This is a genomic window from Amycolatopsis sp. lyj-108 (assembly GCF_046549005.1).
GTDB lineage: Bacteria > Actinomycetota > Actinomycetes > Mycobacteriales > Pseudonocardiaceae > Amycolatopsis.
The window spans coordinates 442746-460322 of record NZ_JAJPWQ010000005.1 but is presented as its reverse complement, the minus strand read 5'-3'; the positions used below and the strand labels follow the sequence as shown (position 1 = coordinate 460322).

Genomic DNA, 17577 nt, shown 5'->3' with positions numbered 1-17577 from the left:
CTCGGGCAATGGAGCATCGGGCCCTCGCGTACGTCGCGGCGAAAGCCGGCGGCGGGTACGAGGCCGGGCTGCCGGTGACCCTGCACTTCCATCCGGACAGTTCCACAGTGGACGGACGTCCACTGCTGGCTGCGATGGCGGCGGACGGGTTCTACCGCAACCAGTTCGAAACCGGGACGAGCAACGGAGGGCTGACCGCGTATCCCGGCGGAGATCGCTGGCAGTGGGAGAGCCGGATGTTCGGCGGTGCCTACGACGACGCACCGCCCGCCGAACGGCCGAAGTACGGCGCCTTGAACTTCCGTCGCCGCGCGGCAGGCGCCGCGCCGAGATTCGGCTCAGCCCATTTCCGGATGGCCGCGCACACCGTGGACAGGACGACGTTCTGTTATCCGGACAGTGTGCTGGCACCCCAGGATTTCGGCCACGGCACCAGGGTTTCCGCGCTGATCGCCTTGGCGGAGCAAGACGACACCGACCTTCTCGACGACTACATCGAGGCGCACGTCCACGGCCCCGTCGACCTCGCGACGGATGTCGAAGCGCTCGTCCTCGACCCGAGTCACCGCGGCACCGACGTCGAAAAGGCCGCGTCACGACTCGGCTGCCCGGTCGAATGGCATCCGGGTTTCCGCCTGTCGACCGAAGAACTCGAACGGCACCCCGGATACCGCGGTGCCGAATTCGTCGAACTCGGCCTGACACTGGCCGAGGACGGCTATCTCGATCCCCGTGTCCTCGGCGAAGCGCGCCACGTCGACCAGCAAGCCCTCAAACGCGTCTGGCACTACGTCGCCCGCTTCGGGGCACTACCGTGAAGAGCATGTATTCCACGGAGATCGAGGTGCGCACCGGCAGCGTGGCCGTGGTGCACGACCTGACCAAGGACGCCGAGACCTTCCTGCGCGACGCGGACGCCGAGGACGGGATCCTGCACGTCTTCGTCCCGCACGCGACGTCCGGGCTGGCGATCCTCGAGACCGGCGCGGGCAGCGACGACGACCTGCTGGCGGCGCTCGACGACCTGCTCCCCCGCGACGGCCGCTGGCGGCATCAGCACGGCAGTCCCGGTCACGGCCGTGACCACGTCCTTCCCGCGCTGCTGCCGCCGTACGCGACGATCCCGGTGCTCGGCGGCGTGCTGACGCTGGGCACCTGGCAGTCGGTCTGCCTAGTGGACACCAACCTGGACAACCCGGTCCGGCGAGTCCGCTTCAGTCTTCTGGAGGGCTGACCGGCCCGGCCACAGCGCGAGCACCAGTCCTGCCGCGAGCAGCCCGGAGAGCACCCAGACCCCGGTCGCGACGTCCGGCGCGCCGGGTACGCCCTGCAGCAGGCTCCGGAGGCCTTCGGCGGAGAACCGGAACGGCGTCCATGACCACAGCACCGCGCGGTACGCGGGGTTCAGCAGTTCCGGCACCTGACCCGCGACGGCGGGCGCGACCAGGTACAGCGGGCCGAGGATCGCCATCGCCCGTACGCCGAGCAGCCGAAGCAGGCCGGTCTGCAGAGCGGCGAACGCGGTCGAGGCCAGGAAAAGGAAGCCGAGGACGTCCCAGCCGAGCGGGAGCGAGGAGTCCCACAGCTTCAGGAATCCGGCCAGCACACCGGTGACCAGCACGCCTGCCGAAACGATCTGCGTGAAGCGCGCGGCGGCTCCCGCGTCCCGGCCGATCCGCCGTCCGGCCAGGATCAGCACGGCGCCGGCGGCCAGGCAGCCGACCCAAGCCAGCGCGCTCAGCGCGAGCGGGGCGACCCGGCCCGCCGCACTGGCGGGATGCAGTGTTTCGACCTTGGGTGTCCCGCCGAGTGCTTGCGCGGCGCCGGTCAGCGCCTGGTGCGCGATCTGCGTTCCGGACGGATTCACCGCCCCGGAGACGATGATCGTCGACGGAAGTTCGAGGACTCCGTAGACCTCCTTGTCCTCCAACAGTTTCCGGCCTTCGTCGAGTGAGGTCACCCGCCACGAGACCTGCCCTCCGCCATGGGACGCGATCCCCTTCGCGGCCGCCTGGAGCGGCCCCGGGGGCGCGGCCACGGCGACGGGGAGACCGTCGGGCGCGACGGTGGCCTGCGCGCCGAAGGTGAGAAAGCCGAGTACGGCGGCGATCAGTGCACCGGCCACCGCGGCGAGTAAGGCGAACGCCCCGGCGGGGCGATGGCTCTGGGTCGGCATGGCCGTCCTCCATTTATTCATCCTGTGTTGAATTAGTCGCCAAGGTAGGCGTCCGTGCCACGGAAGTCAACAGACGTTGAATAAGCTCACCGGTACCGTCGACCGCGTGACTACTCCGCACCGGCTCGTGCTGTGGGACATCGACCAGACCCTCGTGGACCTGCGCGGCGTCGGCGCCGCCTGGTACACGACCGCGCTCGCCGAGGTCGCGGGCGTCGAACTGCGGGCGCTGCCGAACTTCGGCGGCCGCACCGAACGCGCCATCAGCGCGGACATCCTGACCTCGCACGGCGTCGAGCCCACCGAGGAGAACGTGCGCAAGCTCTGGCTCGCGCTGATCGCGGTCTCCGAAAGCCACGCCCCGACGCTGTCCTCCAGCGGCCGGGCGCTTCCGGGCGCCAAAGACGCGCTGAACGCCTTCGCCACGCACGGCGGCATCGTCCAGACCCTGGTCACCGGGAACCTGCCGGAGATCTCCGTGCACAAGCTGACCGCGTTCGACCTGCACGAGCACGTGGACTTCGAGATCGGCGGCTATGGCTCGCTCTCGGCACACCGGCCCGATCTGGTGCCCGCCGCCGTCGGCCACGCTTCGGCGAAACACGGCACCGAGTTCGCGCCGGCGTCGGTCGTCGTCATCGGCGACACCCCGGACGACGTGCGGGCCGCGCTCGACAACGGCGCCGTCGCGGTGGCCGTGGCGACCGGGCAGTTCAGCGCCGGGGAACTGGCCGACGCGGGCGCGCACACCGTGCTCGAAAACCTGTCCGACCTGCCAGCGGTGCGTGCGGCCGTGCTCGGGGACGCCGACTAAACTCGGTCCATGGCATACCCAGGCGGCAACGGCTGGCCGGAGCAACCACAGCAGCCCGATCAGCGGCAGCCCCCGCAGCATGGGTACCCGCCCCAGTACGCCCAGGATCCCCAGCAGCAATATCAGGGTTATCAGCAGCAGGGTTTCCAGCAGTTCCCGCAGCAGGCCTACCAGGGTTTCTCTCCGGAGCCGCCGAAGAAGGGCAAGAAAGGCCTGTGGATCGGCCTTGGCGCGCTCGTCCTGGTCATCGCCGTCGGCGCCACGCTGTTCTTCGTCCTGCGTGAGGGTGACGGTCCGCGGCCAGAGCCCACTCCACCACCCGCGGCCGCGTCCGCGTCGAACCCGCCGTCGACATCCCAGAGCGGCGGCGCCCCGGAGGACAACAAGGTCCCGTCCAAGACGTTGGGCTGGCAAGGAATCGTCTCCAGACAGGACAAGACGGCGTACGACCTGCCCCCCACGGGCTGGGAGACCAAGCCGGGATACGTCACCGGGAACACCGAGCGCGAGTTCAAGATGGTGATCCGCGAGGCGATGAGGTTCAAGCTCGGCGCCTGCCCCGACATCAGTGGTTCGCACCGGGGAATGGTCGGCTTCGCCACCGCGGATCAGATCCCCGTCGAGAACGCCGCCAGAGGCGCGGTCCGGCTCTGGATCCAGTCCGCCACCGGCAAGGCCGACGTGCCGCTCCCCGAAATCAAGCAGATCCCCATCGCCGGCGGCACGATCCAGGCGCTCAGTTCCTCCGCCTCGTTCACCCCGAGCGAAGGCGAAGGCTGCCGGGCGCCGAGCGTGAAGGTCACGTCTGCGGCCTTCAAGATCGGTGAGCAGACCGTCTGCTTCGTGATGGTCCTCGATCAGGGCACCCCGGACGCCCTGTCCGAAGCGGACGCGCAAATGATCCTCGCGAGTTTGAGGCCGCAGCAATGACCGGCCCCGGTGGGCCCATCGACGAACCTCGGCCGTGGTTCGTCGATCCGCTCACCGGGCAGCCACTCGAAACCGAAACCGAGGCAGAACGGACGGCGCCGCTTCCGGTCATCCGGGACAGCGCTCCGCCGCGCCGTCGCTTCCGCCTCAGGCCGGTGCTGGGCGTTCTCGGCCTTGCCGTCGTCATCGCCGTCGGCACCACGGCCACCTACCAGGCCAAGACCGCGACGCCGCCGCCGTCCGTCCACGATCTCGTCCTGCCCGATCCGGTGGGGCCCACCCGGATCAAGCCGGTGATCGCGGGCTGGCAGCCCGTGCAGTCCGACGATCACCCGCTCGTCTACGACGTCCCGCCGGACTGGAAGATCGAAGCTCCCGACGTCGCCGTCGGGTACGAGACACCGGCAGGCGACCTCGTCACCCTGCAGGGTGTCGCCCGGTACCGCCGCGACTTCTGCCCCGCCGCCGAACTCTCGGCGCGGGCGATGGCGGGGTTCACCACCGTCGATGAGGGCGAGGTCGGGGGCATCGCCCAGGCGGCCGAGGAAACGACCCTGCGGTGGGCCGAAGCTGCGTACGGGCGGTCCACGAAGGCCGAGGTCGGCAAGGCCGGGCCGGTGCCGCTCCTCGACGGCGGCACGACCGCCAACGCCGTGACCACCACCGTCGTCCCCGCCGCGGACGGACCGTGCCCCGCTCCCTCGGTCGCGATCACCGCGATCGCCCTCCCGCTGGACGCACTGCCCGGATCCGGCCGCTACCACGTCCTCCTGGTGCTGGCGGACCAGGAGATCTCCGGCCAGGTGGCCAGGGACGTCGTCCTCAAGATGGGTGAGAGCATCCGTCGCGAGTAGCACTCCCCTAAGGGAAATATGGGTCCCCTGCCGGATGTGGCCGACGGGCTCCCGCACTTACCTTGATCTCCATGCCAACAGGGGGAAGCGGGACGGCCGCGCCGGGCCGGACACACAAGATCGCCACGGTGCTGAGGCACCGGCTGCCTTTCACCACCCTCGTCACGGTGACCATGCTCGCGCTCGCCTTGGCCACGGGCGCGCTCTGGTCGGCCGCCGAGGATCGCGCGGTGTATCCGTACATCGCGTATGGGCTGCCGTCGCTCGAAGCGGGCCGATGGTGGACCTTGCTGACCGGACCGCTGTTCGCGGTCGTCCCGCTTTACTACCTGCCGATGGTGCTCAGCTTCGCGTTGTTCGCCGGGTTCGCGGAATGGCGGCTCGGCACGCGGCGGGCGATGGCCGTCGCCATCGGCGGCCAGTTCGTCAGTGTGCTGGTGGCGGTGCAGTTTCTCGCGTTGAGCCGTAACTCCGGCTGGGAATGGGCGGAACGGGTCGCCGGCAGCCTCGACGTCGGGTTCTCCGGCGGCGCGCTCGCCGCGGTCGCGGTCGCCAGCGCCACCCTGCGCCCGCCGTGGCGGCTGCGGTTGCGCGCCGGATTGTGCGTCTACGCTGGGATCGCGATCATCTTCGTCGGCACACTGGCCGACCTCGTGCACTTCTTCGCACTCGTCCTCGCCCTGCCGTTCGGGCGCAGGTTCCTCGGCGCCAAGGACGCCTCGCGCGAACGGAGGCCGAGCCTGCGCGAGTGGCGGTTCTACGTCGTGGCCGGGCTGCTGGTGCTGACCGTCGCCGAACTGGTGATGTCCTTCGTGCCGGGCAACGGACCCTTCGGGTCGTCCGAAGAGCTTTCGCTGTCCACGTGGGAAGTCATCGTCCTGTGCCTGATCGTCGTGCCGATCATGAACGGCCTGCGCAAGGGGAGCCAGGTCGCCTGGTGGTGCGCGATGATCCTGACGTCGTTCGTCATCCTGCAGGTGATGGTCTACGGCGGGGTGCTCACGCTGGCGGAGCTCTTCGGCGAGGACGCCGGCCTGATGGATCCGCCGCTGTTCTTCGTGGACAACCTTCTGTGGACGGTCGAATTCGCGCTGTTGATCTCCGCGCGAGGCGCCTTCCGGGTGCCGTCGCGGCGGAAGCGCCGCCGTCTCGGCCGGATGGGCAACCCCGCGCTGGCCCGCACGCTGCTCAGCCGTCACGGCGGAAGCACGCTTTCGTGGATGACGACCTGGCCGCAGAACTCGTATTTCGTGGCCGCGGACGGCAAGTCCTACCTCGCCTACCGGCGGCACGCCGGGGTCGCCATCGCCCTCGGCGACCCGATCGCCCCGGACGGCGCGGCCGACCGGACGATCGCCGAGTTCATCACCATGTGCGAGAACACCGGTCTCGTACCGTGCCTGTTCTCCGCCACCGGCGACACCACCGCCAAGACCGAAGAGCTCGGCTGGAAGCAGGTCCAGGTCGCCGAGGACACCCTGATCGAACTGGAAACGCTGGAGTTCCGCGGAAAGCGCTGGCAGGACGTGCGGACCGCGCTCAACCGCGCCAAGAAGGACGGCATCGAGTTCCGGCTCGTCCGGCTCGCCGATCAGCCGCGCGCGGTGATCTCGCAGGTGCGCGCGATCTCCGAGGAGTGGATCAGCGACAAGGGCATGCCGGAAATGGGCTTCACCCTCGGCGGGGTCGACGAGGCGATGGACCCCGAGACCCGCGTGGGTCTCGCGGTCGACGCGGACGGCGTCGTCCACGGTGTGACGTCATGGCTGCCGGTGCACACCGGCGCGGGCGCGATCGGCGGCTGGACGCTCGACGTCATGCGCAAACGCGCCGACGGATTCCGCCCGTCGATGGAGTTCCTGATCGCGTCGTCGTGCCTGGCCTTCCGTGAGGAAGGCGCGAAGTTCGTTTCGCTGTCCGGTGCCCCGCTGGCGAGCTCCGGCGAACCCGCGCACGCCGTCGAGCGGGTGCTCGACGCGCTCGGCACGATGATGGAACCGTTCTACGGCTTCCGTTCACTGCACGCGTTCAAGGCGAAGTTCCAGCCGCGCCACGTCCCGCTGTACCTCGCGTTCCGCGACGAGGCGGATCTGCCGCGGATCGGGATCGCGCTCGGCCGGGCCTACCTGCCGAACACGGGACTGCTGCGGCTGGCGAAGCTCGCGCGCTCCGGCAAGAAGCCTCAGCGCCTGCTCGCGAACCCGCAGCCGCGAGCGACTTCTTCGCTGGCTTCACACTAGAAGGGGCCTTAGCGCAGCTCGGTGACAGGGAGGCCTTCGCGGCGCGGGTCCGGACTGGCTGACGAAACCCAGCCAGCTCTCGCGTGTTCAGACTCCGCACACCCGACTGCGGCATCCAAGCACGCGAGTCACGCCCTACCGAAGTACATGAAGGCCCCCTTCCTTGCGCTAGGCGCAAGGAAGGGGGCCTTCATGTACTTCACGACCAGCCGCCGAGGACACAGCCACCCCGCCGTCACCAGGGACCACATCCGAAAGTAGCGAAAGCCTCCTTCGCTACCGTCAGGGTAGGCAAGGAGGCCCTCACCCGCGCCACGACACGTTCGACTTACCCTCACTGGTCGTCATACGGGTCATGCCCCGCGTCTGACCTGGTCCGAAGGCGTCCATCACTGCATCAGACGCAGCGAAGGGAGCCTTCGCCCCACCGACTCGATCATGCCGCATTCGGACCCCTCACCATCCCGGCTCCGCCAGCAAGTTCAGCGCAACGTCGAAGGCGGCGGCGTGATGGTCTTGCGGTCGGCCTCCGGGACACCCCGGTAGGTCTTGAGGATCTTCAGGATCTGCTCGCGGTCCGCACCGCCCGGCGTGTCCTGGCCCGAATAGACGGCCAGGGCCGCCGAAGCTTCGCCCAGCTCCGGTGCGAGCACGCCGACCAGGGCGCGCCGCGCGCCACAAGGTCCGGGCGGGGTGACGACCTCCGCGAGGACGATGCTCGCGGGGACCTTCTTGCCGGTACCGAGCGTGAACTCGGCAGGCTGGGCCGGTTCCTTGGTGATCTTGGCCGTCAGCGGACCGTTCTCCGGGTTGTAGGCGCTGACGGCGAGGTCGTCGATCGCCTTCTGCGCCGCGGCGGAAGGTTCGGAGACCTTCACGTTCGTCACGCCGCTGCCGCCGATCCTGCTCTCCTTGTCCTGCGGGCAGTAGCCGTCGCCGACGAAGGCGCTGGCGACCATGCGGATGCCCGGGACCTGGGTGCCCTTCTCCCAGCCGTGGATCGTGCCGGGTTTCGGCGTCCAGTTCGGCGGGACGTCGTAGGCGTAGACGCCGTCCTTCCCGGCCACCGACTGCCAGCCGTCGGTCACCGGCGGCGCGACGACCTGGGGTGAAGGCGTGTAGACGATCGGGGCCCGGGTGGTCGGCGTACTGCTCGACGACCGGTCCGAACCGTTGTTCGCGAGCGTCGCGACCGCGATGACACCGAGCGTCGCGAAGAAGCCGTACATGGCCCTTCGCCCGCTTCGTGACATCGGCTGCTTCGCGGGCTGCGGCTCCGGTTCGACAGGAGCGGCCAGTTCCGGGACCGGCGGCGTGTAGCCGGACGAGTCCGAGGGCTGGTAGCCCCCGAACCCGTCCAGCGCCGCGTTGTCCTCGTAGCCCGGGGAATCCCCGCGCTTCTTGCCGAACAAGCCCATTACGAACGGACGAGCTTGACCAGATGCTCCACGACCGCGTCCACGGCGATCTCTTCACGGTCGCCGGTGCGGCGGTCCTTGACTTCGACGACGCCGTTCGCCAGCCCGCGCCCGACCACCAGGATGGTCGGCACGCCGACGAGTTCGGCGTCCGCGAACTTCACACCGGGGCTGGCCTTGCGGTCGTCGAGGACGACCTCGACACCGGCGGCGTCCAGTTCGGCCGCGAGCTTCTCGGCGCCCGCGGTGACCGTCTCGTCCTTGCCCGCGATGACGATGTGGACGTCGAACGGCGAGACCTCGCGCGGCCAGATGATGCCGAGGTCGTCGTAGTTCTGCTCGGCGAGCACGCCGACGAGGCGGGAGACACCCACGCCGTACGAGCCCATGGTGATGCGGATGGGCTTGGAGTCCGGGCCCAGCGCGTCGAGTTCGAACGCGTCCGCGTACTTGCGGCCGAGCTGGAAGATGTGCCCGATCTCGATACCGCGCGCGGCGACCAGGGTGCCCTTGCCGTCGGGCGACGCGTCGCCTTCACGGACCTCGGCGGCCTCGATCGCGCCGTCGCCGGTGAAGTCGCGGCCCGCGACCAGGTCGACCACGTGGTGATCGCGCTCGTCGGCGCCGGTGACCCAGGCGGTGCCGTCGACGACGCGCGGGTCGAGCAGGTAGCGGACGCCGTTGTCCTTCAGCGCCTTCGGGCCGATGTAGCCCTTGACGAGGAAGGGGTTCTTGGCGAAGTCGGCCTCCGTGAGCAGCTCGAACTCGGCGGGCTCAAGCGACGCTTCGAGGCGCTTCGTGTCGACCTCGCGGTCGCCGGGGAGGCCGATGGCCAGCAGCTCCCACTCCTTCGCGCCCGGCTGGCGGGTCTTCACCAGGACGTTCTTGAGCGTGTCCGCGGCGGTGAAGGTGCGGCCGAGGCCGGCGTTGTTCAGGAACGCGACGAGCGACTCGATGGTCGGGGTGTCCGGCGTGTGGTGGACCTTCGCCTCGGGCAGGCCCTCGACCGGCTTCGCCTCGGGAGCGGGCGTGGTGACCGCTTCGACGTTGGCCGCGTAACCCGATTCGGTGCTGCGGACGTAGGTGTCCTCACCCGTCGCGGCGACGGCGAGGAACTCCTCGGAGGCCGAGCCGCCCATCGCGCCGGAGGTCGCCTTCACGACGACGTACTCGATGCCGAGACGGTCGAACAGCTTCGTGTACGCCTGGCGGTGCAGCTCGTACGACTTCGTCAGGCCCTCGTCGTCGAGGTCGAAGGAGTAGGAGTCCTTCATGACGAACTCGCGGCCGCGGAGGATGCCGGCCCGGGGACGCGCCTCGTCGCGGTACTTGGTCTGGATTTGGTACAGGACGACGGGATAGTCCTTGTACGAGTTGTATTCACCCTTCACGGTGAGCGCGAAGAGCTCTTCGTGCGTCGGGCCGAGGAGATAGTCGGCGCCCTTGCGGTCCTTGAGACGGAAGAGGGCGTCGCCGTACTCGGTCCAACGGCCGGTGGCCTCGTAAGGCTCCTTCGGCAGCAGCGCGGGGAACTGGATCTCCTGCGCGCCGATGGCGTTCATCTCTTCACGGACGACGTTCTCGATGCGGCGCAGCACCCGCAGGCCCAGCGGCAGCCAGGAGTAGCCGCCCGGGGCGACCCGGCGGACGTAGCCGGCGCGTACCAGGAGCCGGTGGCTCGGTACCTCGGCGTCCGCCGGATCCTCACGCAGGGTGCGAAGGAACAACGACGACATCCTGGTGATCACTTCTGGGCTCCTCGCTGGAATTACGTGCTGAGACGTTCTGGGCAGCGTAGTCACCCCGCCCAGGGGCGGTTCAACCGGTTATCGCGGGCGCCCGGTTTTGTCGGTGGTCTCCGCTAGCTTGCCGCCATGGGTATCGAGCTGGGCATGATCACGATCGACTGCGCGGATCCGCGCGGGCTCGCGGCGTTCTGGACGAAGGCGCTCGGCGTGGAAGTGGATCAGGACTACGACGGCGAGTTCCTGATCCTGCACCCCAAGGTGGAGAACGGGCCCGTGCTCGCGTTCCAGCGCGTGCCGGAGCCGCGGACTGGCAAGAACCGGGTCCATCTGGACTTCGGTACGGACGACATGGAGAAGGAGGTGGGCCGCCTGACCGGACTGGGCGCGAAGAAGCTGGACAAGAAGGAGATGCCGGGCCTCGCCTGGACGGTGCTGGCCGATCCCGTCGGCAACGAATTCTGCGTGGCCACCCACGAGGGCTGAGGCGGGCCGCGATGGTCAGAATGGCGGCATGACGGAGCGAGCCATCCTGCCCTGGACCGACATCGAGCTGCCCGAAGGTCTGAGCGCGCGGTTCTACGACGGTACGGGCCCGCTGCCGGGCGAAGGCCTCGATGGCGTCGAGGTGTACGTGCTGCCGTACGACACCGGCATGGAGCCGGCGAAGCTGATCGCCGGGCTTCCGTCGCTGAAGCTCGTGCAGTCGTTGTCGGCCGGGGTGGAGAAGCTGATCCCGCTGGTGCCGGCGGGGGTGCGGCTCGCCAACGGCCGCGGTCTGCACGACCTCAGTGTGGCCGAGCACGCGCTGGCACTGATCCACGCGTCGCAGCGGGATCTGCCGCGCTGGTTCACGCAGCAGGCGACGGCGTCGTGGGAGCGCGAACACACGCGCTCGCTGGCCGACAGCCGGGTGCTACTGGTCGGGTACGGCTCGATCGGCCAGGCCATCGAGCGGCAACTGCTCGCGGCCGAAGCGGTCGTGACCAGGGTGGCGAGCACGGCCCGCCCGGCGGACCAGGTGCACGGCGTCGGCGAACTGGCGGAACTACTGCAGTCCGCCGACATCGTGGTCCTGATCCTGCCCGAAACACCCGCGACGGTGGGCTTGTTCGGCGCCGCGGAACTCGCCGCGCTGCCGGACGGCGCCCTGGTGGTGAACGTCGGAAGGGGCTCGGCGATCGACACCGAGGCGCTCACCGCCGAGACCGTCTCCGGACGCTTGCGTGCCGCGCTGGACGTCGTCGACCCCGAGCCGCTGCCCGCCGGACATCCACTGTGGACCGCGCCGGGAGTGATCATCACGCCGCATATCGCGGGCGGGTCCGCGTCGTTCTACCCGCGCGCGAAGCGGCTGGTCGCCGAGCAGTTACGCCGGTACGCCGCCGGCGAAGAGCCACTGAACCTCGTGAGCGGTAAGGACGGTTGTTGAGGGGTGACGCAAGGTGGCGTGGTCGGTGAGGTGGGCACTACTGCCAGTGCGTCCGGTAGGCGAGCCAGTCGCGCATCGCCGCGGCGAGACGGCGCTGCGCCGCGCGGACCCCTGTCGTCGCGGGCGGTTCCGGTAGCCGGCTCGCGCGTTCGGCGTGCCCCGCCAGGGCGACACCGAACGCGGTGACCGCCCAGACCGGGACGCCGGTGAGCACGGGGCGCCGCCGGAGCAGGCGGTCGACGTCGGCGGGCTCGTGTCCGGCGTCGAGCAGATACGGGACGAGCGCGACCAGATCGAGCCAGCCCGCGCCCCTCGCCGGGTAACGCCAATTGGTGACGAGCACCCTGCCCGATCCGGTCCGCACCAGGTACTCGGGCTGGATGTCGTTGTGCAGCAACGTGTCCCCTGCCGACCAGGGATGCCAGGACGTCTCCAGCTGGACGAGCCTGTCGAGGTTGCGGACGGCCCAGCCGTCGAGGTCGTCCGGCGGTTCCTTCGCCAGTTCGTGCCAGCCGCGCAGGAGTGGGCCGAGATCGTCGAGCGCGTCCGGGACGTCGGGCAGCGGGCACGGCGTGAGCGTGCGGCCGAGGGTGCCGAAGGTGGCCAGGACAGCGGAGAGATCCGGCGATCCCGGGCGCAGATTCGGCCTGGTGCCGTCGAAGTCGGCGAACGCGAGCACCAGCCAGTTACCGTCCACAAAGGACAGCAGCTTCGGCGTGGGTGCATCCGGGGGAAGCCGTCGCGCGATGGCGGCCTCCGTGCGGTACCCGCCCGCTCGTGGACTGTCCGCAGGGATCGCCTTCAGGAAGACCCAGCGATGACCGCGGTCGAGTTCGAGCCTCGCGGCGACACCGCCGTCGAATTCCGGGGTCTGCCACAACGAACGGCGGACCGCCGAACCGAGCTCACGCTCCACGGCGTCACGCGTCGCCGACGGCAGGTCATGCCAGCCGAGCCGTGCGGAAACCGGCAACGCCTTACCACCCCCACCGATCTCTTCGAGAAGATCGACTGTACCGAAATCCACCCTTTCGGGTGACAACCGGTCAGGTCGGGATGGGCTTCACGTACCCGCCCCAACGTTGGAACTCGGTGAACCCGACTCGCTCGTAGACCCCGAGGGCACGGTGGGTGTTGTCCTGGTCGACGTTGAGCGAGGCCCGCTGGAAACCCTGGGCTTTTGCCTGGACGAGCGCATGCCCGAGCAGCGCGCCGGCGATACCGCGTCCGCGAAGGCTCGCGTCGGTCGCGACGTGACTGACATACAGGTCCTTCACGCCCGTGGCGGCCTCGTCGGAGGCGAAGAAGACACTCAGCACCATCGCGACCACGCGATCGCGCTCCGGGCTCAGCAGCAGGAACGACAGGTCCGGCTGGAAGTCCTTCGCGCCGACGACCAGATGACGCCACGCTTGCGGGGACTGCTCCGTGCTCCCCCAGTGGTCCGCGAACGTCTCGTTGCGGGACCGCAGGGTGAGGGCCTCGTACTTGTCCTCGTACGTGACGAGCGGGAACTCTTCGGGCAGCGGTTTGACCGGCGGGATCGAGCCCAGGTCGGCTCGCATGTCGACGAACCACCGGGCGTGCTCGTACCCGGCGCCCGAGAGGACGTCGATGAGCCATCGCTGCTTGGTGCTGGCCGCGGCGTGGAGTTCCAGCGGCACGTCCGGGTGGGACGTCGCGTGGAGCTTCTTGCCCGCCTCCTCGAACCAGCCGGTGAGGTGCGCGGCGATCGCCGCGTCGCGGTACGCGGGGTGGACGAGGGTCTCGACCCGCATCATGTGCACCGGATCCGCCGCGTCACGCTTCCGGAGCAGACCGTAGGCGACCAGGGTGTCGCCGTCCCAGGCGCTGGTGGACGCCGTCGGCAGGTCGACGGTCGGCGTACCGATCTCTTCGGCGAGGTCCTCCGCGCTGTAGTGCTCCTCGATCGGCTCGACACGCTCCGCCTCGGCGAAGGTCTCGGCCAGTCGCGGCATGTCGTCCAAGGTCAGCGGGCGCCAGGTCAGGCTCATGCGGTCGAGGCTAAGCCCGCGCCTCGGGGTGACGCACTCCATTTAGTTACGCTTCCGTGGTGCTCGTGCTCCTGCCCCCTTCCGAAACCAAGGCCGCCGGCGGCACCGGCGCGCCACTGGACCTCGGCGCCCTGTCGTTCCCGGAACTGAATCCGACCCGGGCGAAGCTGGCCGACGCGCTGGCCGAACTGGCGGGCGACGTCCCGGCCAGTGTCGCCGCGCTCGGGATCACGCCGCGGCAGGCCGACGAGGTCACCCGCAACGCCGAGCTGTGGACCTCGCCCACGATGCCCGCGCTGCGCCGCTACACCGGCGTCCTCTACGACGCGCTCGACGTGAAGTCCTTCACCAAGGCGACGCTGGCGAAGGCCGAGAAGCGTCTCGCCGTCGCTTCGGCGCTGTTCGGGGTGGTCGCGGCGACCGACCCGATCCCCGCGTACCGGCTTTCCGGCGGGAACGCGCTGCCGTCGCTCGGCACCGTCCGCAGCGTGTGGAAGCCGGTCCTCGAACCGGTGCTCCAGGGGATCGAGGGGCTCGTCGTCGACCTGCGTTCCGGGACCTACTCGGCGCTGGCGAAGCTCCGCCCGGACGCGGTGACCGTGCGCGTCGTGACCGAGGACGCGAAGGGCAACCGGACCACGGTGAGCCATTTCAACAAGGCCTACAAGGGACGGCTGGCCGCGGAGCTGGTGAAATCACGCAGCGAACCGTCCACTGTGGAACAGCTGATGCGGGTGCTGTCGAAGGCGGGCCTCGACGTCGAGCGCACCGGGGAGCACAGTGTGGAGCTGCTCACCGGGGACGCGGTGCATTAGTTCCGTACCCCTACGGGCTCCTTCCTCGGTTGTTCCGCCAGGTGCACATGCGGAAAGTGATTTCCAGCCACCTGGAAAGGAACCACCGTGAACAGAAGACAACGGCTACTGGGGATCGCCACCGCCACCCTCGGTTGCCTTTCGGTCCTCCTGCCCGCGCCCGCGGCCGCCGCGAACCTGCCCGCCGTCACCCCGACGGATCAGGCGGTCGTCCCCGGTGGACTGCACACGAACTCCATCGGCGGCACCCCGGCCTCGGTCAAGGACCACCCCTTCATCATCGCGGGCCTGCGCGAAGGCGGGACGCGTCCGCAGGGCCAGACGTGCACCGGTTCGGTCGTCGCGCCGCGCAAGATCCTGATCGCCGCGCACTGCAAGGACGCGGCGGGGGCGAAGTCCTTCCTCTACGGGCTGGACGATCTCAACGCCGGTGGCGGAACGCGGATCGGCGTCGTCAGCTACGAAAAGCACCCGAAGTACGTCAACTTCGACCAGGGCTACGACGTCGCGGTGGTCACCACCGACGCCGACATCCCGGTGCCCGGTGGGCAATACGCGAAGGTCGCGACCTCGGCCGACACGGAGCTGCACAAGCCGGGCAAGTCCGGACTCGGGCTCGGCTACGGCAAAAAGGACCACAACGACGACACCCGCAACGTCGAACTGCACAAGTTCACCCTGCCGATCGTCCAGGGCAGCAACTGCAGCGGCGTCGGCGCGGGCTTCAAAGACGCCACGATGATCTGCAGCGGCTACAACGACGGCCGCGTCACGATCCTGCCGGGCGACAGCGGCGGGCCGCTGATCGTGGACGGCACGGTCGTCGGCGTCGCGTCGTGGAGCCGCAGCGACTTCAAGTGGTACAGCGTGTACGGCAGGCTCAACAACGAAATGGGTGACTGGGTCAAGCAGCAGATCGGTGAGCCGCAGAACCCGGAGAAGTTCTCGCTCGGGGTGACGCCGTCGGCGCTCAAGGTCGAGCCGGGCAAGTACATTTCGGCCACGGTGACCAGCAAGCCCGGCAAGAACGGCGCGGAGAAGGTCGACCTCAGCGCTTCGGGACTTCCCGACGGCGCGACGGCCACGTTCCAGCCCACGTCCATCACCTCGGGTGATTCGGCGAAGGTGACCTTCGAGGTTCCCGCCGGGACGGCCGAAAAGGACTACGCCGTCACGATCTCGGGCAAGGGCACCACCGACACCGCGACCACGAACCTGACGCTGACCGTCGGCAACGGCGGGCCCCAGCCCGGTGAGCTCAAGGTCGGCCTGAGCCCGACCAGCGGGACTTCGCAGCCCGGCTTCTTCAGCAACGTCACGGTTTCCGCCACCGGCGGTACGGGCGCGATCACGTTGTCGGCGTCCGGACAGGGACTGCCGTTCGCACCGTTCTTCAACCCGAAGACGATCTCGAGCGGCGGCAGTTCGACCATGCAGGTGGTCGCGCCGTTCCAGCGTGGCACGTACCCGGTGACCGTCACCGCGACGGACTCGGCGGGCAAGACCTCCACGGCGACCTACACCCTCACGGTCCAGTAGCGAAACAAGTCCGGGAAGGCCTCCTTGAGGGACTCTGGGTCCCTCAAGGAGGCCTTCACGGACTTCAGGACCGAGAAAGCACCGCCATGGCGGCATTGTGCCCGGGGATGCCGGAGACACCGCCGCCCCGCACGGCCCCGGCACCGCAGAGCAGCACCCGGTCGTGCGCGGTTTCGACGCCCCAAAGTCCCACGTGAGCGGCATCGGCGGCGTACGGCCACGACAGATCGCGGTGGAAGATGTGTCCCGCGGGCAGCCCCAGTTCGGCTTCGAGGTCCAGCGGCGTCTTCGCCTCGATGCACAACCTGCCGTCCGGCGAACGCAGCACGCAGTCCTCGATCGGCTCGGCCAGCACACTGTCCAAAGAGGACAGCGTCGCCCGCAACGCCTTGTCGCGCGCGGCATCGTTGCGCCCCTCGAAGAGCCGCGCGGGCATGTGCAGCCCGAACAGCGTCAGCGTCTGCACTCCGGCGGCCTGTTCTGCCTGGCCCAGAATCGACGGGTCGGTCAGCGAATGGCAGTAGATCTCGCACGGCGGCAGCGACGGGATCCGGCCCGCGGCGGCCTCGGCGTGAGCCGTCGCCAGCTGCTCGTAACCCTCGTTGACATGGAACGTGCCGCCGAACGCCTCACGCGGGTCGACGCCCGGATCCCGCAGCCGCGGCAGCCGTGACAGCACCATGTTCACCTTGAGCTGCGCACCTTCCGGCGTCTCCGGCGGCTCCTCCCCCAGCAGCCGCGCGAGCACTCGCGGCGCGACGTTCGACAGCACGTGCCCGCCGCGCACGGTGAGTTCGTCGTCGCCGAGCCGGTAACGCACCGATCCGCCGGGATCGATGGACAGCACCTCCGCGCCGGTCACCAGCCGCGCGCCCGCCGTCCGCGCGGCCGACGCGAGCGCCCCGGTCACCGCGCCCATCCCGCCCACCGGCACGTCCCAGTCGCCGGTTTCATTGCCGATCACGTGGTAGAGCAGGCACAGATTCTGCCGGAAGTCACCGGAGCCGGCGAAGGTGCCGATCAGCGCGTCGGTCAGGACGACGCCGCGAACGGTGTCGTCGCCGAACATCCCGGTGAGCGTTTCCGAGATCGGCCGTTCGAACAGCGCGTCCCATGCCTCCCGCTCGATGCCCGAGCGCAGTTCCTCCCTGGACACCAACGGTTCGGTCAGGGTGGGGAACGTCCGTTCCGCGACCTGGGCCGTCATCGCGTAGAACCGCCGCCACGCTTCGAAGTCCTTTGTGGACCCGGTGAGCGCGGAGAACGACGCCGCCGTACGGCCGTCGTCGCCCGTGTCGACAAGGAGACCGCCGTCGCCGACGGGTGTGTACGACGACATCCGCCGCCGCCGGAGCTCGAGCCCCAGCCCGAGGTCCGCGATGATCTTGCGCGGCAGCAGGCTCACCAGATACGAGTACCGCGACAGCCGGACGTCGACGCCGGGGAAGGCACGGAAGGAGACCGCCGCCCCGCCGACCTCGTCCCGGCGTTCCAGCACCAGCACCGAACGGCCTGCCCTGGCCAGATAGGCCGCCGCCACCAGGCCGTTGTGGCCGCCACCGACGATCACGGCGTCAAAGGACTCCATACAAGCCTCCC

The 17577-nt window shown here is 69.3% G+C and carries 16 protein-coding genes; 10 read left to right on the top strand and 6 right to left on the bottom strand.

What is annotated here, in order from left to right:
• Positions 1 to 8 precede the first annotated feature (8 nt).
• Together ACLJO0_RS21520 and ACLJO0_RS21515 are read left to right on the top strand one after the other, a co-directional pair.
• On the top strand, positions 9 to 818 hold the full coding sequence (locus ACLJO0_RS21520) for a DUF3626 domain-containing protein (protein ID WP_410580232.1): 810 nt from the start codon (positions 9 to 11) through the stop codon (positions 816 to 818).
• Positions 819 to 823: 5 nt separating this feature from the next.
• Positions 824 to 1234, top strand: a complete 411-nt coding sequence (locus tag ACLJO0_RS21515) for a YjbQ family protein (RefSeq protein ID WP_410580231.1) — start codon at positions 824 to 826, stop codon at positions 1232 to 1234.
• On the opposite strand, the gene ACLJO0_RS21510 is transcribed toward ACLJO0_RS21515, so the two are convergent.
• Complete coding sequence (locus tag ACLJO0_RS21510) at positions 1172 to 2176, bottom strand: ABC transporter permease (RefSeq protein ID WP_410580230.1); 1005 nt, start codon at positions 2174 to 2176, stop codon at positions 1172 to 1174. The genes ACLJO0_RS21515 and ACLJO0_RS21510 overlap by 63 nt on opposite strands.
• Before the next feature lie 127 nt (positions 2177 to 2303).
• Between ACLJO0_RS21510 and ACLJO0_RS21505 the strand changes: the two genes are divergently transcribed.
• From ACLJO0_RS21505 to ACLJO0_RS21490, 4 genes are all read left to right on the top strand, one after another.
• Positions 2304 to 2990 carry an HAD hydrolase-like protein gene (locus tag ACLJO0_RS21505; protein ID WP_125792970.1) on the top strand — a complete coding sequence of 229 codons (687 nt, stop codon included), beginning with the start codon at positions 2304 to 2306 and terminating at the stop codon, positions 2988 to 2990.
• Between the two features lie 9 nt (positions 2991 to 2999).
• A complete protein-coding gene (locus ACLJO0_RS21500; protein ID WP_410580229.1) occupies positions 3000 to 3920 on the top strand; it encodes a hypothetical protein in 921 nt (306 codons plus the stop codon).
• Positions 3917 to 4774, top strand: coding sequence for a hypothetical protein (locus tag ACLJO0_RS21495; protein ID WP_410580228.1), 858 nt, complete (start codon positions 3917 to 3919; stop codon positions 4772 to 4774). The genes ACLJO0_RS21500 and ACLJO0_RS21495 overlap by 4 nt, the downstream gene beginning before the upstream one ends.
• Before the next feature lie 71 nt (positions 4775 to 4845).
• Positions 4846 to 7014, top strand: a complete 2169-nt coding sequence (locus tag ACLJO0_RS21490) for a bifunctional lysylphosphatidylglycerol flippase/synthetase MprF (protein ID WP_410580227.1) — start codon at positions 4846 to 4848, stop codon at positions 7012 to 7014.
• A 482-nt stretch (positions 7015 to 7496) separates the two neighbouring features.
• Here the strand turns inward: ACLJO0_RS21490 and ACLJO0_RS21485 are convergent, their stop codons facing one another.
• Both ACLJO0_RS21485 and ACLJO0_RS21480 read right to left on the bottom strand, forming a co-directional pair.
• On the bottom strand, positions 7497 to 8432 hold the full coding sequence (locus ACLJO0_RS21485; RefSeq protein WP_410580226.1) for a hypothetical protein: 936 nt from the start codon (positions 8430 to 8432) through the stop codon (positions 7497 to 7499).
• Positions 8432 to 10180, bottom strand: a complete 1749-nt coding sequence (locus ACLJO0_RS21480; protein ID WP_410580225.1) for a proline--tRNA ligase — start codon at positions 10178 to 10180, stop codon at positions 8432 to 8434. The genes ACLJO0_RS21485 and ACLJO0_RS21480 overlap by 1 nt, the downstream gene beginning before the upstream one ends.
• Before the next feature lie 126 nt (positions 10181 to 10306).
• Here ACLJO0_RS21480 and ACLJO0_RS21475 point away from each other — a divergent pair, with 126 nt between their 5' ends.
• Together ACLJO0_RS21475 and ACLJO0_RS21470 are read left to right on the top strand one after the other, a co-directional pair.
• Positions 10307 to 10663: a VOC family protein gene (locus ACLJO0_RS21475; protein WP_410580224.1), complete on the top strand. Its 357-nt coding sequence runs from the start codon at positions 10307 to 10309 to the stop codon at positions 10661 to 10663.
• Positions 10664 to 10691: 28 nt separating this feature from the next.
• Positions 10692 to 11609 carry a 2-hydroxyacid dehydrogenase gene (locus ACLJO0_RS21470; protein ID WP_410580223.1) on the top strand — a complete coding sequence of 306 codons (918 nt, stop codon included), beginning with the start codon at positions 10692 to 10694 and terminating at the stop codon, positions 11607 to 11609.
• A gap of 37 nt (positions 11610 to 11646) precedes the next feature.
• Here the strand turns inward: ACLJO0_RS21470 and ACLJO0_RS21465 are convergent, their stop codons facing one another.
• Positions 11647 to 12636 (bottom strand): aminoglycoside phosphotransferase, encoded by a 990-nt coding sequence (locus ACLJO0_RS21465; RefSeq protein ID WP_410580222.1) that lies wholly within the window; start codon positions 12634 to 12636, stop codon positions 11647 to 11649.
• Between the two features lie 19 nt (positions 12637 to 12655).
• Positions 12656 to 13624 carry a GNAT family N-acetyltransferase gene (locus ACLJO0_RS21460; protein ID WP_410580221.1) on the bottom strand — a complete coding sequence of 323 codons (969 nt, stop codon included), beginning with the start codon at positions 13622 to 13624 and terminating at the stop codon, positions 12656 to 12658.
• Between the two features lie 59 nt (positions 13625 to 13683).
• Here ACLJO0_RS21460 and yaaA point away from each other — a divergent pair, with 59 nt between their 5' ends.
• Together yaaA and ACLJO0_RS21450 are read left to right on the top strand one after the other, a co-directional pair.
• A complete protein-coding gene (gene yaaA / locus ACLJO0_RS21455) occupies positions 13684 to 14439 on the top strand; it encodes a peroxide stress protein YaaA (protein ID WP_410580220.1) in 756 nt (251 codons plus the stop codon).
• An 87-nt stretch (positions 14440 to 14526) separates the two neighbouring features.
• Positions 14527 to 15978 carry a trypsin-like serine protease gene (locus ACLJO0_RS21450; protein WP_410580219.1) on the top strand — a complete coding sequence of 484 codons (1452 nt, stop codon included), beginning with the start codon at positions 14527 to 14529 and terminating at the stop codon, positions 15976 to 15978.
• Between the two features lie 64 nt (positions 15979 to 16042).
• On the opposite strand, the gene ACLJO0_RS21445 is transcribed toward ACLJO0_RS21450, so the two are convergent.
• Complete coding sequence (locus ACLJO0_RS21445) at positions 16043 to 17566, bottom strand: phytoene desaturase family protein (RefSeq protein WP_410580218.1); 1524 nt, start codon at positions 17564 to 17566, stop codon at positions 16043 to 16045.
• Positions 17567 to 17577: the final 11 nt, after the last annotated feature.